This is a genomic window from Phyllobacterium sp. 1468 (assembly GCF_031455525.1).
Taxonomy (GTDB): Bacteria; Pseudomonadota; Alphaproteobacteria; order Rhizobiales; family Rhizobiaceae; genus Phyllobacterium.
In genome coordinates, this window is record NZ_JAVDSX010000001.1 from 733,202 (window position 1) to 753,403 (window position 20,202).

Below are 20,202 nucleotides of genomic sequence, written 5' to 3' on the forward strand. Positions count from 1 at the left end.
GATTGCTCCTCAGGGAAAAATATCGGCACCATCGAGCAAGGGAGCCTTCCGGTCCTTGTCAGACAGCTGAATAGCGGCGGCCTCGAAGGGCCAATCAACACCTATGGAAGGATCGTCGAAACGGATATTGCGATCGTGTTCGGGTGAATAGTAGTCCGTTACCTTGTAGATCACCTCGGTGTTTGGCTCCAACGTCAGAAACCCGTGTGCGAAGCCCTTTGGGACGAGGATCTGGTTCCATTTCGCAGCGGACACCTCAAGTGCAAGCCATTTCCCGAATGTCGGCGACGACTTGCGGATGTCGACAACGACATCGAGTATCGAGCCGCTCACGACGCGCACCAGCTTGTCCTGCGCGCGTGGCGGCAACTGGTAATGCAACCCGCGCAGAACACCCTTGGCGACCGAAAGAGAGTGGTTGTCCTGAACGAATTGCAGATCGATCCCCGCTTTGGCCAAAGCTTGTGCATTATAGGTCTCGGAGAAGAACCCCCTGTCATCGCCGAATTTGGGCGGCTTGATCTCGAACACACCTGCAAGGGTGAGAGGGTTGATTTCAATCATCGTTTCCGACCTCCGCTGCGCGGCGGCGCAGATAGGCGGCATATTCGGTCTTGCCCATTTTCGCCGCTCTCTCCAGAACCTGCCCGGGGTTCAGCCAACCCCATTCCAGGCCGATTTCCTCCGGGCAGGCGATCTTGATGCCTTGGCGGTGTTCGATGGTGCGCACGAACGAAGAGGCCTCGTGCAAACTGTCATGCGTCCCCGTATCGAGCCAGGCATAGCCGCGTCCCAATCGCTGAACCCGCAAATCGCCGCGCTCAAGATAGATATTGTTGACGCTTGTAATCTCCAGTTCGCCGCGGTGGGAGGGCTTGATGGACCGGGCGATATCGACGACTTCGTTGTCATAGAAATACAGGCCGGTGACAGCCCAGCTGGATTTCGGCTTGATTGGCTTTTCTTCGATGGAAAGCACCCGCCCCGAGGCCTTGTCGAATTCGACGACACCATAACGTTGCGGATCGTCGACATGATAGGCAAAAACTGTGCCGCCCTTTTCGCCGGTCGATGCCTGCTGGCACAGGTTGGAGAGACCATCGCCGAAATAGATGTTGTCGCCGAGGATCATCGCAACGCTATCGCCTCCGATGAAATCCCGACCGATGATGAAAGCCTCCGCCAGGCCATTTGGATTTGGTTGTTCGGCATAGGAGAAATTCACGCCGAAATCGCGGCCATCCTCCAGAAGTTTCTGGAACAGCGGCAAATCATGCGGTGTCGAAATCACCAGAATGTCGCGTATTCCCGCCAGCATCAGAACGCTCAGCGGATAGTAGATCATCGGCTTGTCGTAGATGGGAAGCATTTGCTTCGAGACGGCGATGGTCAATGGATAGAGACGTGTACCGGTTCCACCTGCGAGTATGATGCCCTTCATGAGACCTCTTCCTTACATAAGACGCGCAAGAGAACGCGGAAAATAATGTACTGGACAAACAGAACCGATTTCAGCACAAGCGCGGGATGCGGTTCGCTCATCTATGTGGCAGACATTTCGCGGCAATGCCTGGACAAGTCAACCGCGCCGAGGACCGAGTTCGTTTTGCTTCCAACAGATAACATTTTTTGTAGCGCGATCGCACCTGATAGCGAATTATGGGTTTGCAATGCAGATTGAACGCCAGCCAGAAGTCAGCGGCATTATCGTCACCTACAATCCTGACCTCAAAGGCCTCAAATTGTTGCTCGATGCAATCGTTCCGCAACTCGGCCCGGTGATCATCGTTGACAATGGTTCGAAAGCCGATATCGAAGCCTGGCTCCGTGGGCATGATATCCATGCCGATCTTGTGTTGCTCGGTGAAAATCTGGGCATCGCCCGGGCGCAAAACGTCGGCATCGAGCACGCGCGTGCGCATGGATCGGGATTTGTGCTGCTCCTTGATCAGGATAGTCTCCCCGCACCCGATATGGTGGCGACGCTGCTGGCTGCGGCGAAAGCGCAGATCGCCAGGGGTGTGAAACTCGGCTGCGTTGGCCCACGATATGAAGACACCCGCCAGAACAACCCGCCGCCTTTTATCCGGACGAACGGCTTTCGGCTGAACCGGCAGGTTTGCACGGCGCCGGACGCCGTTGTGGATGTCGACTATTTGATCGCTTCGGGCTGTCTCATCCCGATGGGAACGCTCGATGATGTCGGCGGTATGCGGGAGGAATTGTTCATCGACTATGTGGATATCGAGTGGGGGCTGCGGGCGCAGCAGAAGGGTTATCGCTCTTTCGGGGTTTGCGCGGCGCTCATGAAGCATGACCTCGGGGACGAACCAATCTTGTTCCTCGGCAGACAAATTCCCGTTCATAGCCCGTTAAGGCATTATTACCATTTCAGAAATGCAGTTTGGCTCTACCGCCAGCCATGGTTGCGGTTCGACTGGAAGGTCGTGGACGGGTCCCGCCTCCTGCGAAAATACATTTTCTACAGTCTGATGACCGTGCCCCGGCTTCAGCATGCCAAGATGATGACGATAGGTATCTTTCACGGCCTTTTTGGCAAGATGGGCAAGAGGGCCGGTAATGGCTGAACCGCAGGATCTCGAGCTCACGGTCTGTATTGTCATCTTCAAACCCGACCGGCCGACTGTCCTCAGAACATTGCAAAGCTTGCGGAATGCGCTTGGCAGCCTGCCGCCATTGCAAGTGAAACTCACCGTCGTCGATAATTCCCCCGGCGCTACCGATCATGCCTGGATCGTTGACGCGTATAGCGATCTGCCATGCGAAATCATTTCAGGCCACGGCAATGTCGGATTTGGCCGAGCCAATAATATGGTACTGGGCCATACGGGCAAATACCATCTGGTGCTCAATCCGGATGTCGAGATGGAGCCGGACGCCATCGAACAGTCACTGCTATTCATGCGTGACAACGCCGAATGTGGCCTTCTTACCCCGCAGGCTTTCAATCCCGACGGCAGCAAGCAATACCTTTGCAAGCGATATCCTACGTTGTTCGATCTTCTTCTGCGCGGGTTTGCTCCCGGCTGGCTGAAGTCCTGGTTTCACAAGCGCCTCGACAGGTATGAGATGCACGATCAGCCAGCCAATTCCATCGCATGGGATCCGCCAATCGTCAGCGGCTGCTTCATGTTTTTCCGGGGCGACGTCTACACGAAGTTGAAGGGGTTCGATCCGCGTTATCTGCTGTATTTCGAAGACTTCGACATCTCACTACGTACAGCGGAAATCTCCCGCATCGCCTATGTTCCAACAGTCAGGATCGTCCACGAAGGCGGACGCGCGGCTGACAAAGGCCTTTGGCATATTTGGCAGTTTCTGCGCTCAGCAGGGATTTTCTTCACGCAGCATACGATGAAACTGTTCTGATCCTAGACCGAAACCAGTGTTTCCCGCGCCCGTTTCAAGCCCCACTGCAAAAGCTCTTCGGCGCGCTCGTCCATTGCCGCTTCCGCATAGCAGCGCAATTCTGGTGCGTTGCCGGAGGCGCGATAGTGGACCACCTCGCCGGTCACAAGCACGATACGGACACCGTCGATCGTATCGTTTTCCTTGATCGTTCCGAGTTCCGCAAAGAAACTTTCTCGGTAGTCATCGTCACTCAGATTTTGCAGGAATGGTCCGCTCTGGCTGGCATCGATATGTTCGAGGCGGCCACTACGTGTAAATCGCGCTGGCAAACTATCGAGCAGCTTCGACAGCGCACTACCTTCTTTTGCCGCCGCGCCCAGGACAGCAAGGATGGGAAGCATGGCGTCGCGCGTCGGCAGGGCGTCGAGACGCCCGCCATCCGCGGCGAACTGCGAACCCAGCAGAACACCGCCATTGGCCTCGAAACCGACGACGCGCTGGTGGCCGTCCTTGCTGGCCTCTTCCATGCCCTCAATGACGTATGGCGAACCGACGCGCGTGCGATAAACCTTTGAAAACAGGCCGCTAAGTTCGATCGCCGTATTGGAGGTCACCGGGGTGACGACAGCATCCGCATGCAGAAAGTGCGCGGTCAGAAGCCCGACGCTATCTCCGCGCAAAAACGCGCCTTGCTCGTCGGCGATGAGTGGCCGGTCGGCATCGCCGTCCGTTGAAACCAGGGCGTCAAGCTTGTACTTTTTGGCAGCAGCATGGGCAAATTCAACGTCTTCCGGCCGCAACGCTTCGGTATCGACTGGCACGAAGACCTCTGAACGGGCGAGAGCAACTGCGTCCGCGCCGTAGTCTTGCAAGATGGTCACCATCAGATCGCGCGCGACCGAGCTGTGCTGATAAACGCCTATCCGTAGTCCAGCCAGGGATTTCGGTGCAAGAAGAGTGGCGCAGCGCCTGACGTAGTTTTCGAGCGCTTCCGGTGTGACCGGCAAAGGTTCAGTCGGGGATAGGAGCGCTGTTGTCTCTGCGTCGAGCGCGGAAAGGATGCCGGCCTCGTCGGCCTTGTCGATTTCACCATCGGGTCGATAGAACTTCAGCCCGTTGCGATCTGCCGGAATGTGGCTGCCCGTCACCATGATAGCCGGCACTCTCAGGCTCATCGCCCGGAAGGCCAGTGCCGGCGTCGGTACCGGGCCGCAGTTTTCGACGGCGGCACCAAATTCCTGCGCTGCGGAAATGCAGGCAGCGGCCATCTGCGGGCTGCTTGATCGCAGATCATATCCGACGAGCAGAACGGCGGGAGCTGCGTGCGCGCTTTGCATATGTTTGAGAAACGCCAACGTATAAGCGCGGCAAACCTCATCCGGCAGTTCAGTTACCAGGCCGCGAAGCCCGCTTGTTCCAAACTTCAAACTTGTCATGGGAATATCATCATCGTTGGGATCCGGGACACCACTGCTGGGCGGCAATGTCGGCGTTGGGCTTTATCGCTCGTTTAACGCTTTTCGCCGGGCATGACAACGAGGACATGCAGCTGTTCCGGGAGCGGCGAACGCTCGATCTCCTTCTGAGCGGCCCCGGAGCGCTTAGGAGCCAATTGTCAGGTCCAGCAGCCTTGGTGAGGAGAATATGGGGATAGTTCCATGACGTTCTGGTCACCCGCAAATGTTGACAAGGCCGCCGATTACTCTTTCGTTGAATCTCGCCAAGCCCGCTCGAACGGCAGACGCCAGGCATGAGGCGCAATGAGCTGGTGGATCGATTTTGGCCCCCAGCCACCTTGATCATAGAGGCGCACCGGCGGCGGGTTTTCCAAAAGGGGTTGCGAGACTTCCCAGAGCCGCTCTATACCCTCGGCGGTGGTAAACAGCGTGTGATCGCCACGCATGGCGTCGAGGATCAGGCGCTCGTACGCCTCGAGCACTTCGCCGATCAGACCGGTTTCGCTCATGGCAAACTGCAGCGACAGCTTGTCGAGCCTGAAGCCTGGGCCGGGTCGCTTGCCATAGAAGGACAGCGAGACCTTGGAGGCATCCGCAAGGTCGAACGTGAGGTGGTCCGGACCTTGAGCCCCAACGCCCGAGCCGGCCGGGAACATCGATTTGGGTGGCTCTCGAAAGGCGATCGAGATGATGCGCTGGCCCTCCGCAAGACGTTTTCCCGTGCGCAGGAAGAAGGGCACGCCCGCCCAGCGCCAATTGTCGATGGCACATTTGAGGGCAATGAACGTATCGGTGTCGCTCTCCGGATCAACTCCGGGCTCCTTGCGGTAGCCGATGTATTGGCCGCGCACAACATTGCGTGGCTCAATCGGCAGCATGGAGCGGAACACTTTGTTCTTTTCCTCCGAGATAGGCGCCGGTTCCAAGGCCGTGGGCGGCTCCATGGCCATAAAGGCGAGGATCTGAAAAAGATGGGTCACCACCATGTCGCGATAGGCGCCCGTCGTTTCGTAGAAGGCCGCGCGAGTGGAAAGCCCCAGCGTTTCCGGAACGTCGATCTGCACATGGTCTATGAAGTTGCGGTTCCAGATTGGCTCGAAAAGTCCGTTGGCGAAGCGGAAAGCGAGAATGTTCTGCGCTGGTTCTTTGCCGAGAAAGTGGTCAATACGGAAAATCTGCTTTTCATCGAAAACCTCGTGCAGTCTCTTGTTCAGTTCCATCGCACTGACAAGGTCCGTGCCGAACGGCTTTTCCATAATGATGCGGCAACCCTCAACGAGCTTCGCCTCGGCAAGCAGCCGCACGGCCGAAAGCGCCGCCCTCGGCGGCACGGAGAGATAATGCACGCGCCGCGTTTCAGGACCAAGCGCCTCCTCTGCCCTGTTCACCGCTTCTTTCAGCAAGTCCGCGCCGGCAGAAAGCGGGACATAATCAAGCGATGAGGAGAAATCTTCCCATTCGGTCTCGGTGAATTTGCGTGTCAGGAACTTGCTGAGCGACTCGCGTGCGATGGCGCGGAAACCGTCGGCATCGATCTCATCAAGCGAGACACCGACGATTCGGCACCCGGGTATAAAGCCAGCCTTAACGAGATGGAACAGGCCCGGCAGCAGCTTGCGTCGGGAGAGATCCCCCGTTGCGCCAAAGAGGACGACGACCTGGGGATAGCCAGGTCCGACCCGAGTGAAATTCTTTTGCACAGTGCCCATTCCCCTTCTGCTGTTGCGCCCAGCCCTGTACTTGCGTGCCAGGCTGCCCGGTGCTTGAGGCCCCGCGGCATGCGCTCACCCGATCGAAGGCTGAATAGAGACATGAATTACCCAGTCGATCAAGGATGTACGGGTCCCGCCATTCTTCAGGCGCTCAATCAATTCGGAGCACGGGCGATGCGCCCCACAGCCAAGACAAGCCACAGTTGCAGCACCAGCGATCGGTGGCTCGATGATCAATATGACGGGACGAAGCGGAGGTTGGCGACTCAGGCGAGGGGCTAGGACGCGGGCTCAGTGAGGAAGGGCATGATGTCCACGCCGTCTCCTGGAAAGACCGAGAAATGCGGGTGGTTCTCGAAGAGACGGGCGGCGGCCTCGATGGTCTCGGCCTCAACCACGACGTAGCCGCAGAAGGGATTCACGGCGTTGGCGATGCCGTCCTTTGTCACGCGCGTCGTCTTCCCGACCATACCGCCACGATCGGGTAACGATGCAGCGTTCCTCGCCTCCCAGTCCGCCCACTGCTTTACCCCTACGGTATCGATCGCGTCCTGCTCAGGCTTGGGCATCCCGCGAAAGCGGGCGAGGTCTTCGGTCTTCATGGTGTAAACGGCGAGAAAGCGGGGCATGCGGCGTGCTCTTGGCTGTGGAAGAATGGAATTCGATCCTAGCCTCTCTAATGGCCGAAGTCACGGTGCGGTCGATCGATTGTAGGTGCGTGTCTATCCCAGCCTTACAGGTCGTAATATACTGAGGTTCAACCGACTGTCAGCTGTATCGCCTTCAAGGCTGCCAGCTGTTCGCTGTCAAGGGAGACATCAATGGTAGAAGACCAGTCCCCAAGCGGTCCAGACCTCACCCAGGGTGTTCCAGTTGCTGCCCTGGATGAAGGAAAGCTTCTCGGTCATGTCGGCCAACGGGATGTTCTCCTTTTGCGCGTTGAGGACGAGATATACGGCATCGATGCTTATTGCAGCCACTATCATGGTCCCCTTGCCGAAGGGCTAGTGGTGGAAAACACGGTGCGCTGTCCTTGGCACCACGCATGCTTCGATCTGCGCAGCGGGGAAGCTATCCGCGCGCCGGCTCTAAGCTCATTGTCGTGCTGGCATGTCGATAAGCGAGATGGACACCTCTTCGTTCAGCACAAACGCGATGATCAAAAACTGGCACAACCATCGCAATCGGCGGCGCCGGAACGCATAGTCATCATTGGTGGTGGTGCTGCGGGTTTTGCCGCGGCGCAAATGCTTCGCAGGCGGGATTTCCAGGGCAGCATTGTCATGCTGAGCGCGGACTCCGCCGCTCCGGTCGACCGACCGAACCTTTCGAAGGATTACCTGGCGGGCAGCGCGCCCGAAGAATGGCTGCCGCTGCGGCCGGATAATTATTATAGCAAGGCGAAAATCGACCTTCGCCTTCGGACGGAAGTCAGCTCCATCGACACTTCGTCACAAGTTGTGGTGACTGCTGGCGGCGAGAAGATTCCCTATGATCGGCTGCTCCTGGCGACCGGCGCAGAACCAGTGTCCTTGACCCTACCCGGCGCGGACCAGACGAATGTTTACACGCTGCGTACACTCGATGACAGCCGCGCCATCATCGGTGCAGCCAAGACTGCTCGCCGTGCCGTCGTAATCGGTGCCAGCTTTATCGGGCTCGAGGTTGCAGCCGCTTTGCGCGCACGCGAGATCGAAGTTCACGTCGTCGCTCCGAGCAAGCGCCCGATGGAGCGAGTTCTCGGGTCGCAGATGGGCGATTTCATCCGGGCAATCCACGAAGAGCATGGCGTGATTTTTCATCTCGAAGACAAGGCAGTGGCAATTGAAGGCTTGAACGTTCGGCTCGAGAGCGGGGCCGTGCATGAGGTTGACTTCGTCGTTGCGGGCGTGGGGGTGCGACCGCGTCTCGCCCTGGCCGAACAGGCCGGGCTTGCTCTCGACAACGGCGTTGTGGTCGATTCCTATCTTGAGACAAGCGTGCCGGGGATTTATGCGGCTGGCGACATTGCGCGCTGGCCAGATCCGCATTCTGGTCAAAACATTCGCGTCGAGCATTGGGTGGTCGCGGAGCGCCAAGGGCAGGTCGCTGCGCTCAACATGCTTGGACAGCAGCAGAAGTTCGACGCCGTGCCCTTCTTCTGGAGCCAGCACTATGATGTCCCGATCAACTACGTTGGTCACGCAGAAAAATGGGATACGATTGTCGTTGACGGTGACATCAAAGCCAAGGACTGCATGCTGCAATACAAAAGCGGCGGACGGGTTCTCGCCACAGCCTCAATATATCGGGATATCGAAAGTCTGGAGGCCGAGGTGCGTATGGAGCATGAAACCGCTTAAAGTCGTGCGATCCTGGGGCCGTCGAATTTTGGTCCCAAAGCCTCACGTTCTCCAGGTCTACGACTTCACCGCTTTTGTAAGGTAATGGACAATGAAAATGGGGCGTATATTGTTTAATTGACCTGATTGGAGGGCCACGCGTTGGCAGTAGATCGAACGCCATGGTGGACATGGGCCGCCCCCGCCGTGGCATGGGCTATCATGCTCCTGATCCCGCTGACAGGCACCGATAATCTCATTGCCCTAGTGGCAGGCATCGCCCTTCTCGTGACGGTTTCTGCGGCCGTGTTTCACGCCGAGGTCGTCGCCCACCGAACCGGTGAGCCGTTTGGCACCTTGGTGCTTGCAGTCGCAATCACAATTATAGAGGTGGCGCTCATCGTATCCGTGATGATCTCCGCACCGGCTGAAAAGGCGGGCCTGGCCCGCGATACAGTATTTGCCGCCGTGATGATTGTCATGAATGGGATTGTTGGCCTGTGCCTACTTTTAGGTGGGATGCGCCATTATGAGCAAGGTTTTCAACTTCAAGGCGCCAGCGCCGCCTTGGCCGTTTTGGCGGCACTCACCACGTTGACGATGGTCGTGCCGAATGTCGTTTCAACTGCCGGCCCGATGTTTAGCGTCCCGCAGCTTATCTTCGCCGGTTTGGTCTCCCTAGTCCTGTATGGAGCTTTTATCTTCGTTCAAACCGTGCGGCATCGTGACTACTTCCTTGACGTGGATGAGGTAGATCAGCATGCGGTTCTTCCCTCCAACAGGAGGACAGCCACCAGTGCAGCATTGTTGCTCGTCTCTCTGGTGGCGGTCGTGGGACTTGCGAAAGCACTGACGCCAGCAGTGGAGGCGGGAATAAGCTGGTTAGGCATGCCTAAGGCTGTCGTGGGTATTGTAATTGCGGGCGTCGTTTTGCTTCCGGAGTGCGTAGCTGCCCTAAAGGCTGCCCGAGCCAATCAGCTTCAAAACAGTTTGAACCTCGCATTGGGATCGGTTCTCGCAGCGATCGGCCTGACCATACCGGTAGTTGCGGCTGTTTCAATCGCAATAGGTCAACCACTTGCCCTCGGTTTGGACGAAAAGGATCGAGTGCTGCTAACGCTCACCCTCATCATCAGCGTGGTCACATTGGGAACGGGCCGCACCACCGTGCTAGAGGGCGTGATTCACCTTGTCGTTTTCGCAGTGTTTATTTTTTTCGCAGTATCGCCATGACGTTGTGACTGACCGCAGTTGGCGCAAACATCCTGCCTCGCAAGTGAGGGGGTCCGGTGGTTCGATAATAGCTTGCAAAATTCGGGAACTTATCGCAATCGAGATCTGTTCTATCTTTTCTATGACGTTCGGATCGACACCGGCACGACGAAGGCACCTGACAAGGGAAACCCAGCCCAATTTGAATCTCACGGCGTAGTCTACTTATCTCGTCCGCTGCGATCGTGGCGGTAACAGCCACTGCGCCCAAGGGTGCAGCAGCACAGCCCGCAGGAAGCGCGATGTCTCCGTCCTCTAAAGTATCGTTTACCGTCAACGGAGAAAGCCGTTCGCTCGACGTCGACAACCGCACCAGTTTGCTCGATGCGCTGCGCGAGCATTTGCATCTCGCCGGTACTAAGAAGGGCTGCGACCACGGTCAGTGCGGTGCCTGCACCGTCATGGTCGATGGGCGTCGCATCAACTCCTGTCTCACGTTGGCTGTCATGCACGAAGGTGATCAGATCACAACCATCGAGGGCCTGGGAGAGCCCGGGGACCTTCATCCGATGCAGGCCGCTTTCGTCAAGCATGATGGTTTCCAGTGCGGATATTGCACGCCCGGACAGATCTGTTCGTCCATCGCGGTGCTCGAGGAGATCAGGGCGAACATTCCGAGCCACGTCACCAGCGACCTCACAACCGAGGTGCAGATAACGCCGGCCGAGATTCGCGAACGCATGAGCGGCAACATCTGTCGTTGCGGCGCTTATTCCAACATCCTTGATGCCATCGTCGAAGTAGCGGGGATCAAAGTATGAGAGCCTTCACATATGAACGCGCCTCGTCCGTCGAGGCAGCGGCCAAGTCGGCTGCATCCAATCCGCAAGCCCGATTCATCGCCGGCGGCACCAACTTGCTTGACCTGATGAAGCTCGAGATCGAGACGCCGACGCATCTGATCGACGTCAATGGTCTCGGACTGGACAAGATTGAAGCCACCCCTGAAGGTGGCGTGCGCATCGGCGCCCTGGTCCGCAACACGGATCTGGCTGCCAACGAACTCGTCCGGCGCGACTACGGACTCCTGTCCCGCGCACTCCTGGCTGGCGCATCCGGCCAGTTGCGGAACAAGGCCACCACGGCAGGCAACTTGCTGCAGCGCACCCGTTGTCCATACTTTTATGACACCAACCAGCCGTGTAACAAGCGCCAACCAGGCAGCGGCTGCTCGGCCATCGACGGTTTCAGCCGCCAGCATGCCGTCGTCGGTGTCAGCGATGTCTGCATCGCTACCCACCCCAGCGACATGGCGATCGCCATGCGCGCCCTGGACGCCGTCGTCGAGACTGTAAAGCCGAATGGCAGCCGAAACGCGATCCCGATTGCCGCGTTTCATCGTCTTCCAGGCGACACCCCGCATGTCGAGACAGCTCTTGAACATGGGGAATTCATCACCGCCGTCGTGCTGCCGCCGCCGGTAGGCGGCAAGCACATCTATCGCAAGGTGCGAGATCGTGCCTCCTATGCCTTTGCGATCGTCTCGGTCGGGGCGGTCATTCGGCCTGACGGAACGGGACGGGTTGCCGTCGGCGGTGTCGCGCACAAGCCCTGGCGCATTGAAGCGGCAGAGGTCGAGTTGCCAAATGGAGCCCGCGCGACAACGTCCGCTCTTTTGGCGGACGCTCGTCCGACAGAGCAAAACCGATTTAAGGTCGATCTCGTCGAGCGCGTCCTCGGCGCTGTGATCATCGAAGCAAGGGTTTGAGCCATGCAGTTCGATAAGCCAGCGACTACCAACCCGATCGATCAGCTCAAAGTCGTCGGCCAGCCGATTCACCGCGTTGACGGTCAGCTGAAGACGACAGGCCGGGCGATATATGCCTATGAGTGGCATGACCCTGATATTCCTTACGCCTATGGTTATCCGGTCGGCGCCGCCATTGCCAAAGGCCGCATCGTGTCTATGAACGTTTCTGCCGCGAAAAAGTCGCCGGGTGTCCTCGCCGTTGTGACAGCACCGGAGGTTGGAGACCGAAAAAAGGGCAAGTTCAACACCGCCAACCTCTTTGGCGGCAACGAGGTCCAGCACTACCATCAGGCGATAGCAGTGGTCGTCGCGAAGACATTCGAGCAGGCCCGGGCGGCGGCGGCTCTGGTCGAGGTGGAGTACGCCGAAGAGAAAGGTGTGTATGATCTTAAGCAGGCAAAGGATTCGGCGGTAAAGCCGGACGACTCGCTGCAGCCCGACTCCGGCGCCGGCGACTTCGATGGCGCTTTTAGAATGGCCCCCATTTCCATCGACGAGATCTACACCACGCCCGACCAGTCGCATGCGATGATGGAGCCGCACGCGTCAATCGCTGCGTGGAAAGGTGACGAGCTCACCGTTTGGACCTCGAGCCAGATGATCGACTGGTGGCGATCCGATCTTGCGACGACGCTTGGCGTTGAGAAGGACAAGGTGCATCTGATGTCGCCTTTTATCGGCGGCGGCTTCGGCGGCAAACTGTTCCTGCGAGCGGACGCCGTCCTGGCCGCCTTCGGGGCAAAAGCGGCAGGCCAACCGGTTAAGGTGGCGCTTCCCCGGCCGTTCTTGATGAACAACACCACCCACCGGCCGGCTACCATCCAGCGCATCAGGATCGGTGCCGAACGCGATGGCAGGATCGTCGCGATCGCACACGAAAGCTGGTCGGGCGACCTGCCGGGTGGTCAGCTTGAGACCGCGGTCAACCAGACGCGTCTTCTCTATGCGGCTCCGAACCGGATGACGGCGATGCGGTTGGCGACGCTCGATCTTCCAGAAGGAAATGCCATGCGTGCACCGGGAGAGGCGCCGGGCCTGATGGCGCTTGAGATCGCGATCGACGAGATGGCTGAGAAGCTCGGCATTGATCCCATCCAGTTCCGCATCATAAACGACACGCAGGTCGATCCCGAGAAGCCTGAGCGACCGTTCTCGCACCGCGACCTCGTCGGTTGCATGAAGCTCGGCGCCGAGCGCTTCGGATGGAGCACCAGGGGCCAGCCGGGCTCTAAGCGTGAAGGCAACTGGCTCATCGGCATGGGCGTTGCCGCTGCGTTCCGCAACAACCTCGTGCTTCCTTCCGGGGCGCGGGTTCGTCTGGATCTAGAAGGCATCGTGACTGTCGAGACGGACATGACCGACATTGGAACCGGCAGCTACACCATCATTGCACAGACTGCCGCCGAGATGATGGGCCTCGGCATCGATAAGGTCGCGGTACAACTTGGAGATTCCCGCTTTCCGATTTCGTCCGGCTCCGGGGGGCAGTTCGGCGCCAACTCCTCCACGTCCGGCGTTTACGCCGCCTGCGTGAAGCTGCGCGAAGCCGTCGCAAAGAAGCTGGGCTTCAACTCGGAAGACGTCATATTCGAGAACGGTGAGGTCCGCTCCGGCAACAGGTCGGTTCCGCTCGCGGAAGCCGCTGGACCGGATGGTCTCGTTGGCGAAGACATCATCGAGTGGGGAGACCTGACCGAGACGCACCAGCAGTCGACTTTCGGCGCGCACTTCGTTGAGGTGGGGGTAGACGTCGCCACGGGCGAAAGCCGGATCCGCCGGATGCTTGCCGTCTGTGCCGCGGGCCGGATTCTCAACCCGATCACGGCGCGCAGCCAGGTAATCGGCGCCATGACGATGGGAGTGGGAGGTGCCTTGACAGAGGAGCTTGCCGTTGACGCCCGCCGGGGCTTTTTCGTCAACCACGATCTCGCGGGCTACGAAGTTCCCGTCCATGCGGACATACCGCACCAGGAGGTGATCTTTATGGACGAGACGGACCCGATGTCGTCCCCGATGAAAGCCAAGGGCGTCGGCGAACTTGGGCTATGCGGCGTATCGGCTGCGATCGCCAACGCGATCTACAACGCAACCGGCATGAGGGTCCGGCACTATCCTATCACGCTCGACAAGCTGATCGGCGGGCTTCCGGACGTCGCGTGAAGTCTACTGTGCCGCTGAATGCCGTTCGTTTCGGGGGAAGGGGATTGCCGGCCGTTATTGGTTAGTGCGGCTGGCGGATAGAAGCACTGATCCTCGGCCCAGGTTTAATTTTCGAAGAAGAGACGGAGCTGCGATAGGAAGCGGCAGAGCAGTCCGTAACCGGTTTCAGCTGCGAAGCCGGCTCGCCCCGTGCGAACCGACTGCAGAAAAGGGACCTGTCATAATTCGTTCAGTGCGCGCCGCGGCAGCACTCACGCCCGATCGCCGTCCTTGGCGACCTTCTCAACGGCACCAGCGCTCGATCGCGATCGCGATCGCCTTCGTGCAATCGACAAGATCGCGCACAGAGACTCGCTCATTCGGTTGATGCGCTTGGGCAGGATCTCCAGGTCCAAAGTTGACGGTAGGCGTATTCCCGAGGCCCGTCGGCAAACCGATATCGCTGTGTGCGCCGAAACCCGACAGCACCGGTGACAGGTTGGCTTTTCCCACAGCCTCCTGGAAAACCGCGATAAAGGGATTATCGGCTGGAACTTCCGCACAATCTGCGTCCAAAATCCATTCTACGCGAGCTGGATGGTTCCGGAGATACGGATCTGCCTGACAGATATTGAACACATGCTCTTCGATCTCCCGCTTCACTTTTCCGCCGAGCCCAAATTCATCCTTCTCGTGGGGCAGGTACTGAGCATCGATGATGATCTCTGCTCGGCCGGCCATGGATGACGGGTGTTCGCCGGCGTTCATCTGGGTGACGATGATCTGGTTGGGCAAATCCATCAGGGGGTGGTTCTTTTTGGGGTCAAACATCCAGCGGCGGTTCAGGATGTCGATGCCATCGAGCATCTGTCTGCAGAGTTGGACGGCATCAACCGGGCCGCTTGTGTACCATGCATTCGGGGTCAATTCGGCATGACCGCCGATTCCGTCGATTATGATGCGTCCCCAGAGAATGCCATGGCAGAGCGGAGCAATCCGATTTGCCGTCGGTTCCGTCATGATGCCGGCATCGGCACGGAAGCCGCGGTCAACCATGGCCAGCGATCCCATTCCACCGATTTCTTCATCGACGACAGTGGTAAAGACGATGTCGCCTGACAGTGGAGTATCGAGTTCCTTGAGGATTTCGACCGCCATCAGCATGCAGGCAACGCCGCCTTTCATGTCGACGGTGCCGCGGCCGTGCAAAAATCCATTTTTCAAAACCGGCTCGAACGGATCGGTGGTCCAGTGCTCGGCGGCTCCCGGCGGCACGACGTCGATATGACCGGTCAGCATGATTGACCGTCCGCCGCCGCTGCCTTTCAAAGTCCCTCCAAGATTGGGCCGGCCTTCGAAGGTCCGACCTTTGTTGGCACCCGGGCGCCCTTGGTACTTGGCATAGAGCGCTGGGCCATCTGGATCCCAGAGATCGGTTGTGAAGCCGAGTGCTGTCAGGCGCTTTTGCAGATAGAGCTGACAATCGCGCTCGCCTGGGCCAGCCTCGGCAGGATTGGATTTAACGATCGACGGAAATGAAACCAGAGCGCTCAATGTCTCCACGATACGATCGGACCGCGCCTCGACGCGTTCGGCAATGGTTTGCTCTACGGATGGCATCAACTATCTCCAGCTTTGGGAAAAACGATCGGCGAGAAGCACAAAAATCAGGAGGGCGCCGACGATCCCCACCTGCCAAACCGTATTGACGTTGAGTTGCAGAAGTCCGGTTTTCAAAGTGACCAAGAGTATAACGGCCGCGAACACGCCACCGACACCGCCACGTCCACCGAGGATCGCAATTCCTCCGAGCATGGCGGCGGTGAGCGACTCAAGTTCGAGATTCTGCCCAATATTGGGCCGGCCGCTGCCCAGCCACGCCAGTGAAAAAAGAGCCGCTGCGCCGGCTAGCGCGCCGCTCAGGCTATAAAGAATCAACCGCGTGCGATCGACCGGGATACCGACCAGGCGTGCCGATCGCTCGTTGAAGCCCATCGCGTAGACCCAGCGCCCCCATGATGTCCAGGCGAGAACGACACCTGCAATGGCGAAAGCCGGAATGGTAATCGTGAGAAACGGAACTGGAATTCCTGCCAGGACGCCGCGCCCCCACCAAAGCAACCAATCGGGCACGCCGGATTGTGCTGAACCTCCCGTTAGGGAGAGTGCGACTCCCGAATAGACAAAAAACGTCCCCAAAGTCGCGATCAGTGGAAGGATGCGAAGTTTCGTTACAAGAACGCCGTTGAAGGCTCCGAGGGCGGTGCCCGTTCCGATGCAGACCAAAGGCAGGAAGAAGGGCGAAAGGCCGGCTTTCACCGCAAGCATCCCGAGAACGGCCGACAATGAAACCGTTCCCCCGACCGATAGATCGATTCCCGCGCCGCCAGCTAGTATGACCATCCCCTGCCCGAGGGAGACCAGCGCGAGGATGGTCGAGAACTGAAGGACCGTCGTGATCGTACCGGCACTGAGGACGGAGGGCTTCAACGCGAACAGCCCGACTATCACGATGATCCACAATAGGGAAAGCAAACTCAAAACGAGAGCCGGACCTTGCAGGTTGCGAACGTTCATCTGCGGGCCCACCCGAGTTGCGAGATTGGCTGCCGCGCCGAAAGAACCTCGACACTGAGAACGCCGATCAGCAGTCCGCCAGTGACGACAGGCTGCCAAAGTGAAGGCACTCCCATCAACAACAAACCATTTTGCAAAATCCGCAAAAGCAGCACGCCGAGGACGGTGCCGACTAGGCTGCATTTGCCTCCGAGGATGCTGGTTCCGCCCAGAACAACGGCAGCGATGGCATCAAGCGCCAGTGTGCTGCCGATTGTCATTTCGACGTTGCGGTAGCTGGCGACATAGAAGGTGGCTGCAAGTCCAGCCAAAGCGCCACTGATGATGAATGTCGCGAAGCGAACCTTGGCCACCGGTATCCCGGACAACCGCGCTTTTTCTTCCGAGTTGCCGATGGCCAGCAGGTGAAGGCCAAATGGTGTTCTGCGAAGAGCTATCCAAACGGCGATGTAAGCCAGTAGGATAACAAAGGCCGCGATGGGGACGCCGAGCAAGGATGTCCCAAGCAGAACGGTCAATCCGGTGGGAAGGCCGGAAAGCCATTGACCACCGAGCAGAATGAATATTGCCGTACGGTAAATTCCAAGAAGGCCCAACGTTCCGACAATGGCTGGAATCCGGCCCAGCACAACGACGGCTGCTGTGACAAATCCAAGCAACGCACCGACAATTGGCCCTACGAGGGCTGTGAGAACTGGATCGGTGTTTGCGGCCAAAGCTCTGCCAACACTTATGGCTGCCAGACCCATGACGATCCCGACCGATACGTCAATTCCACCCATCGCCAACAGAAGAGTCATGCCCAAACCGATAAGAAGCAGCTCGACGCTGTTGCGTAAGACGGTGGCGGCATTGCCGGGAGTGCCAAAATATGGCGATGCGACGGAAAAAACGATGATCGCCAATGCACAAGCGGCGAGCAAAGCCAGCTCGCGCCCGTTCAAGGAAAAGATGCCGTCCTTTAACTGTCGCATCGGTCGCGTTTCCGTCGATCAGAAATCAAACTTGTCGACATTTTCGGCGGTGAACACAGCGGGAGGTCCGAGGAGCAGAATTCCCTTCTGTGCGTCGTAGGTAACTGCCTGGTCGAAACCGGGGACTTTGTTTTCCGCTTCAAACTTCTTGCCGTCGATGAGTTGTTTGCCGGCCCAGACCGTCAGGTATCCGAGTTGAGCAGGATCCCAAAGCACGCTGAAACCGAATGCCCCGCTCTTGATGTAGGACCGCGCGGTATTGGGGCTGCAATAGCCGGTACCGACAACCGATCCGATTTTTCCTGCAGTTTCAATCGCCTGCGCGACGCCGGGGCAGGTGGTAGAAGCAACCGCTATGATCGCCTTGAGGTCCGGATTGGCGGCCATAAGATCGGTCGAAATCTGCGCCGCGCGCTGTGCCGTTCCTCCGGCATATTGGGGCTCAAGCAACTGCAGCTTCGGGTATTTTGCACTTGCCTGTTTCTTCATGAAGCCGATCCAGGCATTCAGGTTCGATGCTGTCGCTTCGCCGGAAACGATACCGATTTTGGCATCCTCGCCGACGCGTTTCACCAGCTCGTCGACGATCGTGCTGCCCAGTCCTTCATCGGTAGCCTGGGCGACGTAGACCGCGCGCCCGCTTTCCGGCGCATCGCTATCACTTGTGAAGAGCTTGATACCCTTAGCCTCCGCGGCCTTTACGACCGGAGCGATGCTGGAAGCATCCAACACGCTTACAGAAATCGCGCCAACCCCCTGATCGATCAGACTCTGTACGATCTGCAGCTGGTCGACCGGGTTGGTGTCCACCGGACCGCTGTAGATGAAATCGACACCAAGCTCCTTGGCTGCTTTGTTGCCACCGGCTTCCATGGCATTGAAATAGGGAATGCCGATCAGCTGTGGGACGAAGGCAACCTTTGGCTTCTCCTGTGCTCCCGCAGCACCAGCGATGATAAGGAAAAATGCGGAGACTGTTAGAGCTCTTCCTATTTTCTTGAACATCGGATTTTGATCCTCTCTGGATTGGACGTGCATTTTAGTTTGTTTTATCCAGCGCTCGCACGTCGGGATGAGCGCCTGTTATGTATGAAACGATCTCTTCGGGATTGGTGTGGGAGCGAAGCTTTTCCGCGACCTTCCGGCCGCGCCGAAACACGATGATCCGGTCGGCAACCTCGAAAACATCGGCGATGTTATGACTGATGAGGACGACGGCGCAGCCGCGCTCGGCAAGTCGCCGCGTCAGCGAAAGGACCTTTCTGGTTTCAGCAACCGCAAGAGCGGCAGTCGGCTCGTCCATGATAACGAGTTTCGCGTTCAGGTTGAGCGCCCTGCAAATGGCGACCGCCTGACGCTGACCGCCCGAGAGGCTTCCTACAGGCGCCTCGGAGTCCGAAACATGCGCTTCAAGCTCTTTGAGCAGACCGGTAACACGCTCTTTCATTTCCTTGCGCCGCAGAAAGGGAATACCAAGCACGGAACGCTTGAGTTCCCGACCGAGAAACACGTTCTCCGAGATGGACAGATTTTCGGAAAGAGCAAGCTCTTGAAAGATAGTCGCAATCCCGGCCGTTGCCGCGTCCTTCGGTGATGAAAACGTGACCGGCACGCCATTGATCAGGAGTTCACCGTCGCTCGGCGAATGCGCGCCCGCCAGGACCTTGATGAACGTCGATTTACCCGCGCCATTGTCGCCCAGAAGGGCCAGTACCTCACCCGACCGGATTTCCAGATCGACCTCGGAAAGTGCCGTCAAGGCACCGAAGCGCTTTGTGATACCCTTGGCGATGAGAAAAGGAGCGTTCATATCGGCATTCCCTAGTTTGGATCCATCACGCCGCGTTGCTCGCCCAGCTCAAGACGTTTTTCCAAAGGACGGCATAACCTGGCCATTCAACGAAGGTGGTAGGCAGCCAGTGCGGACCGATGTCGGACGTCCAGGCGACCGTGCGCCCCTTGCCATACTGTCCAGTTACAAGAAGCGGGTACCCGCCGTGTTCTGCAGGCAAAGTCGCCAGAACTTCGACGTCGGCCCGATTCTTGACGATCACCTCATTGGCGCCGAGCAGAACCGGCCATTCGCCTTCGATCCCGGCCAAAATCGGGTGCGTCTTTGGCGCGGTGATCGACGGGCGAAATCCCTCGGGTATTTCGAGGCGGTCGTCGTAAGGCAGACAGGTGACGGGAAGCGCGTCTTCAACCGCCGTGCGGTGCCAGCGTGCCTTGCCGTCGATACCCTGGAAGCTGAAGTAGCCTCCGATCATGATCAGTCCGCCTCCGGCATTGGTCCAGTCGCGGAGAAGTTTCAGCCTGTTTGGAACTGTCTTGCCATGAAGCCACACGTCGGGATGAAGCAACAGAGAATTGGCACCGATATCGGACAGGATGATCACGTCGTAGGTTGAGAGACCTTCCACGGTGAAGGGTAACTTATCGACCGCTTCATGAGCCGGCAGGTAGTCGAGTTCGATATCACTACCCTTCAGGGCCTGGACCAAGGGCTCGGCGCCGAGATGAAAAGTCACGCTGCCGAATTGATCGAACCCCTTGTAGTGCGTCGCCGAGCTCACCCAGCTTTCACCAACCAAGAGGACTTTCGTCTTTGCCATTTCAAAATCTCCTGTT

General features: G+C 58.2%; 18 protein-coding genes. 7 read left to right on the top strand and 11 right to left on the bottom strand.

Annotated features, from left to right (window positions below; all coding sequences use genetic code 11):
- Positions 1 to 9: 9 nt before the first annotated feature.
- The gene (rfbC, locus tag J2X72_RS03580) at positions 10 to 564 is read right to left on the bottom strand and encodes a dTDP-4-dehydrorhamnose 3,5-epimerase (protein WP_310068487.1); all 555 of its coding nucleotides are present in this window, start codon (positions 562 to 564) and stop codon (positions 10 to 12) included.
- Complete coding sequence (gene rfbA, locus J2X72_RS03585; protein WP_209998646.1) at positions 557 to 1,441, bottom strand: glucose-1-phosphate thymidylyltransferase RfbA; 885 nt, start codon at positions 1,439 to 1,441, stop codon at positions 557 to 559. Before rfbA ends, rfbC begins: the two co-directional genes overlap by 8 nt.
- Before the next feature lie 229 nt (positions 1,442 to 1,670).
- On the opposite strand from rfbA, the gene J2X72_RS03590 reads away from it, so the two are divergent.
- Entirely contained in the window at positions 1,671 to 2,588 is a 918-nt protein-coding gene (locus J2X72_RS03590) for a glycosyltransferase family 2 protein (RefSeq protein ID WP_310068489.1), read from the top strand.
- The gene (locus J2X72_RS03595; protein ID WP_310068492.1) at positions 2,581 to 3,390 is read left to right on the top strand and encodes a glycosyltransferase; all 810 of its coding nucleotides are present in this window, start codon (positions 2,581 to 2,583) and stop codon (positions 3,388 to 3,390) included. Before J2X72_RS03590 ends, J2X72_RS03595 begins: the two co-directional genes overlap by 8 nt.
- A 2-nt stretch (positions 3,391 to 3,392) precedes the next feature.
- On the opposite strand, the gene J2X72_RS03600 is transcribed toward J2X72_RS03595, so the two are convergent.
- The 3 genes from J2X72_RS03600 to J2X72_RS03610 form a co-directional block, all read right to left on the bottom strand.
- Positions 3,393 to 4,808: a phosphomannomutase gene (locus tag J2X72_RS03600; RefSeq protein ID WP_310068495.1), complete on the bottom strand. Its 1,416-nt coding sequence runs from the start codon at positions 4,806 to 4,808 to the stop codon at positions 3,393 to 3,395.
- A gap of 263 nt (positions 4,809 to 5,071) precedes the next feature.
- Complete coding sequence (gene zwf / locus J2X72_RS03605; RefSeq protein ID WP_209998643.1) at positions 5,072 to 6,538, bottom strand: glucose-6-phosphate dehydrogenase; 1,467 nt, start codon at positions 6,536 to 6,538, stop codon at positions 5,072 to 5,074.
- A gap of 281 nt (positions 6,539 to 6,819) precedes the next feature.
- Positions 6,820 to 7,170 carry a hypothetical protein gene (locus J2X72_RS03610; protein ID WP_209998641.1) on the bottom strand — a complete coding sequence of 117 codons (351 nt, stop codon included), beginning with the start codon at positions 7,168 to 7,170 and terminating at the stop codon, positions 6,820 to 6,822.
- 192 nt (positions 7,171 to 7,362) lie between these two features.
- Here J2X72_RS03610 and J2X72_RS03615 point away from each other — a divergent pair, with 192 nt between their 5' ends.
- From J2X72_RS03615 to paoC, 5 genes are all read left to right on the top strand, one after another.
- The gene (locus tag J2X72_RS03615) at positions 7,363 to 8,883 is read left to right on the top strand and encodes an FAD-dependent oxidoreductase (protein ID WP_310068497.1); all 1,521 of its coding nucleotides are present in this window, start codon (positions 7,363 to 7,365) and stop codon (positions 8,881 to 8,883) included.
- A gap of 201 nt (positions 8,884 to 9,084) precedes the next feature.
- Positions 9,085 to 10,095 carry an ionic transporter y4hA gene (locus tag J2X72_RS03620; protein WP_310068500.1) on the top strand — a complete coding sequence of 337 codons (1,011 nt, stop codon included), beginning with the start codon at positions 9,085 to 9,087 and terminating at the stop codon, positions 10,093 to 10,095.
- Between the two features lie 185 nt (positions 10,096 to 10,280).
- Entirely contained in the window at positions 10,281 to 10,895 is a 615-nt protein-coding gene (gene paoA / locus J2X72_RS03625) for an aldehyde dehydrogenase iron-sulfur subunit PaoA (protein ID WP_310069300.1), read from the top strand.
- On the top strand, positions 10,892 to 11,842 hold the full coding sequence (locus tag J2X72_RS03630; protein ID WP_310068503.1) for a xanthine dehydrogenase family protein subunit M: 951 nt from the start codon (positions 10,892 to 10,894) through the stop codon (positions 11,840 to 11,842). Before paoA ends, J2X72_RS03630 begins: the two co-directional genes overlap by 4 nt.
- 3 nt (positions 11,843 to 11,845) lie before the next feature.
- A complete protein-coding gene (gene paoC / locus J2X72_RS03635; RefSeq protein ID WP_310068505.1) occupies positions 11,846 to 14,044 on the top strand; it encodes an aldehyde oxidoreductase molybdenum-binding subunit PaoC in 2,199 nt (732 codons plus the stop codon).
- 282 nt (positions 14,045 to 14,326) lie between these two features.
- Here the strand turns inward: paoC and J2X72_RS03640 are convergent, their stop codons facing one another.
- Genes J2X72_RS03640 through J2X72_RS03665 form a run of 6 tightly spaced genes read right to left on the bottom strand, consistent with a single transcriptional unit; the run spans position 14,327 to position 20,186 of the window.
- Complete coding sequence (locus tag J2X72_RS03640) at positions 14,327 to 15,643, bottom strand: M20 family metallopeptidase (RefSeq protein ID WP_209998630.1); 1,317 nt, start codon at positions 15,641 to 15,643, stop codon at positions 14,327 to 14,329.
- Between the two features lie 3 nt (positions 15,644 to 15,646).
- Complete coding sequence (locus J2X72_RS03645; RefSeq protein WP_310068509.1) at positions 15,647 to 16,600, bottom strand: ABC transporter permease; 954 nt, start codon at positions 16,598 to 16,600, stop codon at positions 15,647 to 15,649.
- Positions 16,597 to 17,574: an ABC transporter permease gene (locus J2X72_RS03650; RefSeq protein WP_209998627.1), complete on the bottom strand. Its 978-nt coding sequence runs from the start codon at positions 17,572 to 17,574 to the stop codon at positions 16,597 to 16,599. The genes J2X72_RS03645 and J2X72_RS03650 overlap by 4 nt, the downstream gene beginning before the upstream one ends.
- 18 nt (positions 17,575 to 17,592) lie before the next feature.
- On the bottom strand, positions 17,593 to 18,579 hold the full coding sequence (locus J2X72_RS03655; protein ID WP_310068512.1) for an autoinducer 2 ABC transporter substrate-binding protein: 987 nt from the start codon (positions 18,577 to 18,579) through the stop codon (positions 17,593 to 17,595).
- Between the two features lie 34 nt (positions 18,580 to 18,613).
- Positions 18,614 to 19,384 carry an ATP-binding cassette domain-containing protein gene (locus tag J2X72_RS03660; protein ID WP_209998622.1) on the bottom strand — a complete coding sequence of 257 codons (771 nt, stop codon included), beginning with the start codon at positions 19,382 to 19,384 and terminating at the stop codon, positions 18,614 to 18,616.
- A gap of 25 nt (positions 19,385 to 19,409) precedes the next feature.
- Positions 19,410 to 20,186 carry a glutamine amidotransferase gene (locus J2X72_RS03665; RefSeq protein WP_310068515.1) on the bottom strand — a complete coding sequence of 259 codons (777 nt, stop codon included), beginning with the start codon at positions 20,184 to 20,186 and terminating at the stop codon, positions 19,410 to 19,412.
- Positions 20,187 to 20,202: the final 16 nt, after the last annotated feature.

Coding starts and splice junctions, on each gene's coding strand:
- J2X72_RS03655 (WP_310068512.1), bottom strand. CDS start 18,579: ATGTTCAAGAAAATAGGAAGAGCTCTAACAGTCTCCGCATTTTTCCTT.
- J2X72_RS03665 (WP_310068515.1), bottom strand. CDS start 20,186: ATGGCAAAGACGAAAGTCCTCTTGGTTGGTGAAAGCTGGGTGAGCTCG.
- J2X72_RS03615 (WP_310068497.1), top strand. CDS start 7,363: ATGGTAGAAGACCAGTCCCCAAGCGGTCCAGACCTCACCCAGGGTGTT.
- J2X72_RS03595 (WP_310068492.1), top strand. CDS start 2,581: ATGGCTGAACCGCAGGATCTCGAGCTCACGGTCTGTATTGTCATCTTC.
- rfbC (WP_310068487.1), bottom strand. CDS start 564: ATGATTGAAATCAACCCTCTCACCCTTGCAGGTGTGTTCGAGATCAAG.
- J2X72_RS03640 (WP_209998630.1), bottom strand. CDS start 15,643: ATGCCATCCGTAGAGCAAACCATTGCCGAACGCGTCGAGGCGCGGTCC.
- zwf (WP_209998643.1), bottom strand. CDS start 6,538: ATGGGCACTGTGCAAAAGAATTTCACTCGGGTCGGACCTGGCTATCCC.
- J2X72_RS03660 (WP_209998622.1), bottom strand. CDS start 19,384: ATGAACGCTCCTTTTCTCATCGCCAAGGGTATCACAAAGCGCTTCGGT.
- J2X72_RS03645 (WP_310068509.1), bottom strand. CDS start 16,600: ATGAACGTTCGCAACCTGCAAGGTCCGGCTCTCGTTTTGAGTTTGCTT.
- J2X72_RS03610 (WP_209998641.1), bottom strand. CDS start 7,170: ATGCCCCGCTTTCTCGCCGTTTACACCATGAAGACCGAAGACCTCGCC.
- rfbA (WP_209998646.1), bottom strand. CDS start 1,441: ATGAAGGGCATCATACTCGCAGGTGGAACCGGTACACGTCTCTATCCA.
- J2X72_RS03620 (WP_310068500.1), top strand. CDS start 9,085: ATGCTCCTGATCCCGCTGACAGGCACCGATAATCTCATTGCCCTAGTG.
- J2X72_RS03590 (WP_310068489.1), top strand. CDS start 1,671: ATGCAGATTGAACGCCAGCCAGAAGTCAGCGGCATTATCGTCACCTAC.
- paoC (WP_310068505.1), top strand. CDS start 11,846: ATGCAGTTCGATAAGCCAGCGACTACCAACCCGATCGATCAGCTCAAA.
- J2X72_RS03650 (WP_209998627.1), bottom strand. CDS start 17,574: ATGCGACAGTTAAAGGACGGCATCTTTTCCTTGAACGGGCGCGAGCTG.
- J2X72_RS03600 (WP_310068495.1), bottom strand. CDS start 4,808: ATGACAAGTTTGAAGTTTGGAACAAGCGGGCTTCGCGGCCTGGTAACT.
- J2X72_RS03630 (WP_310068503.1), top strand. CDS start 10,892: ATGAGAGCCTTCACATATGAACGCGCCTCGTCCGTCGAGGCAGCGGCC.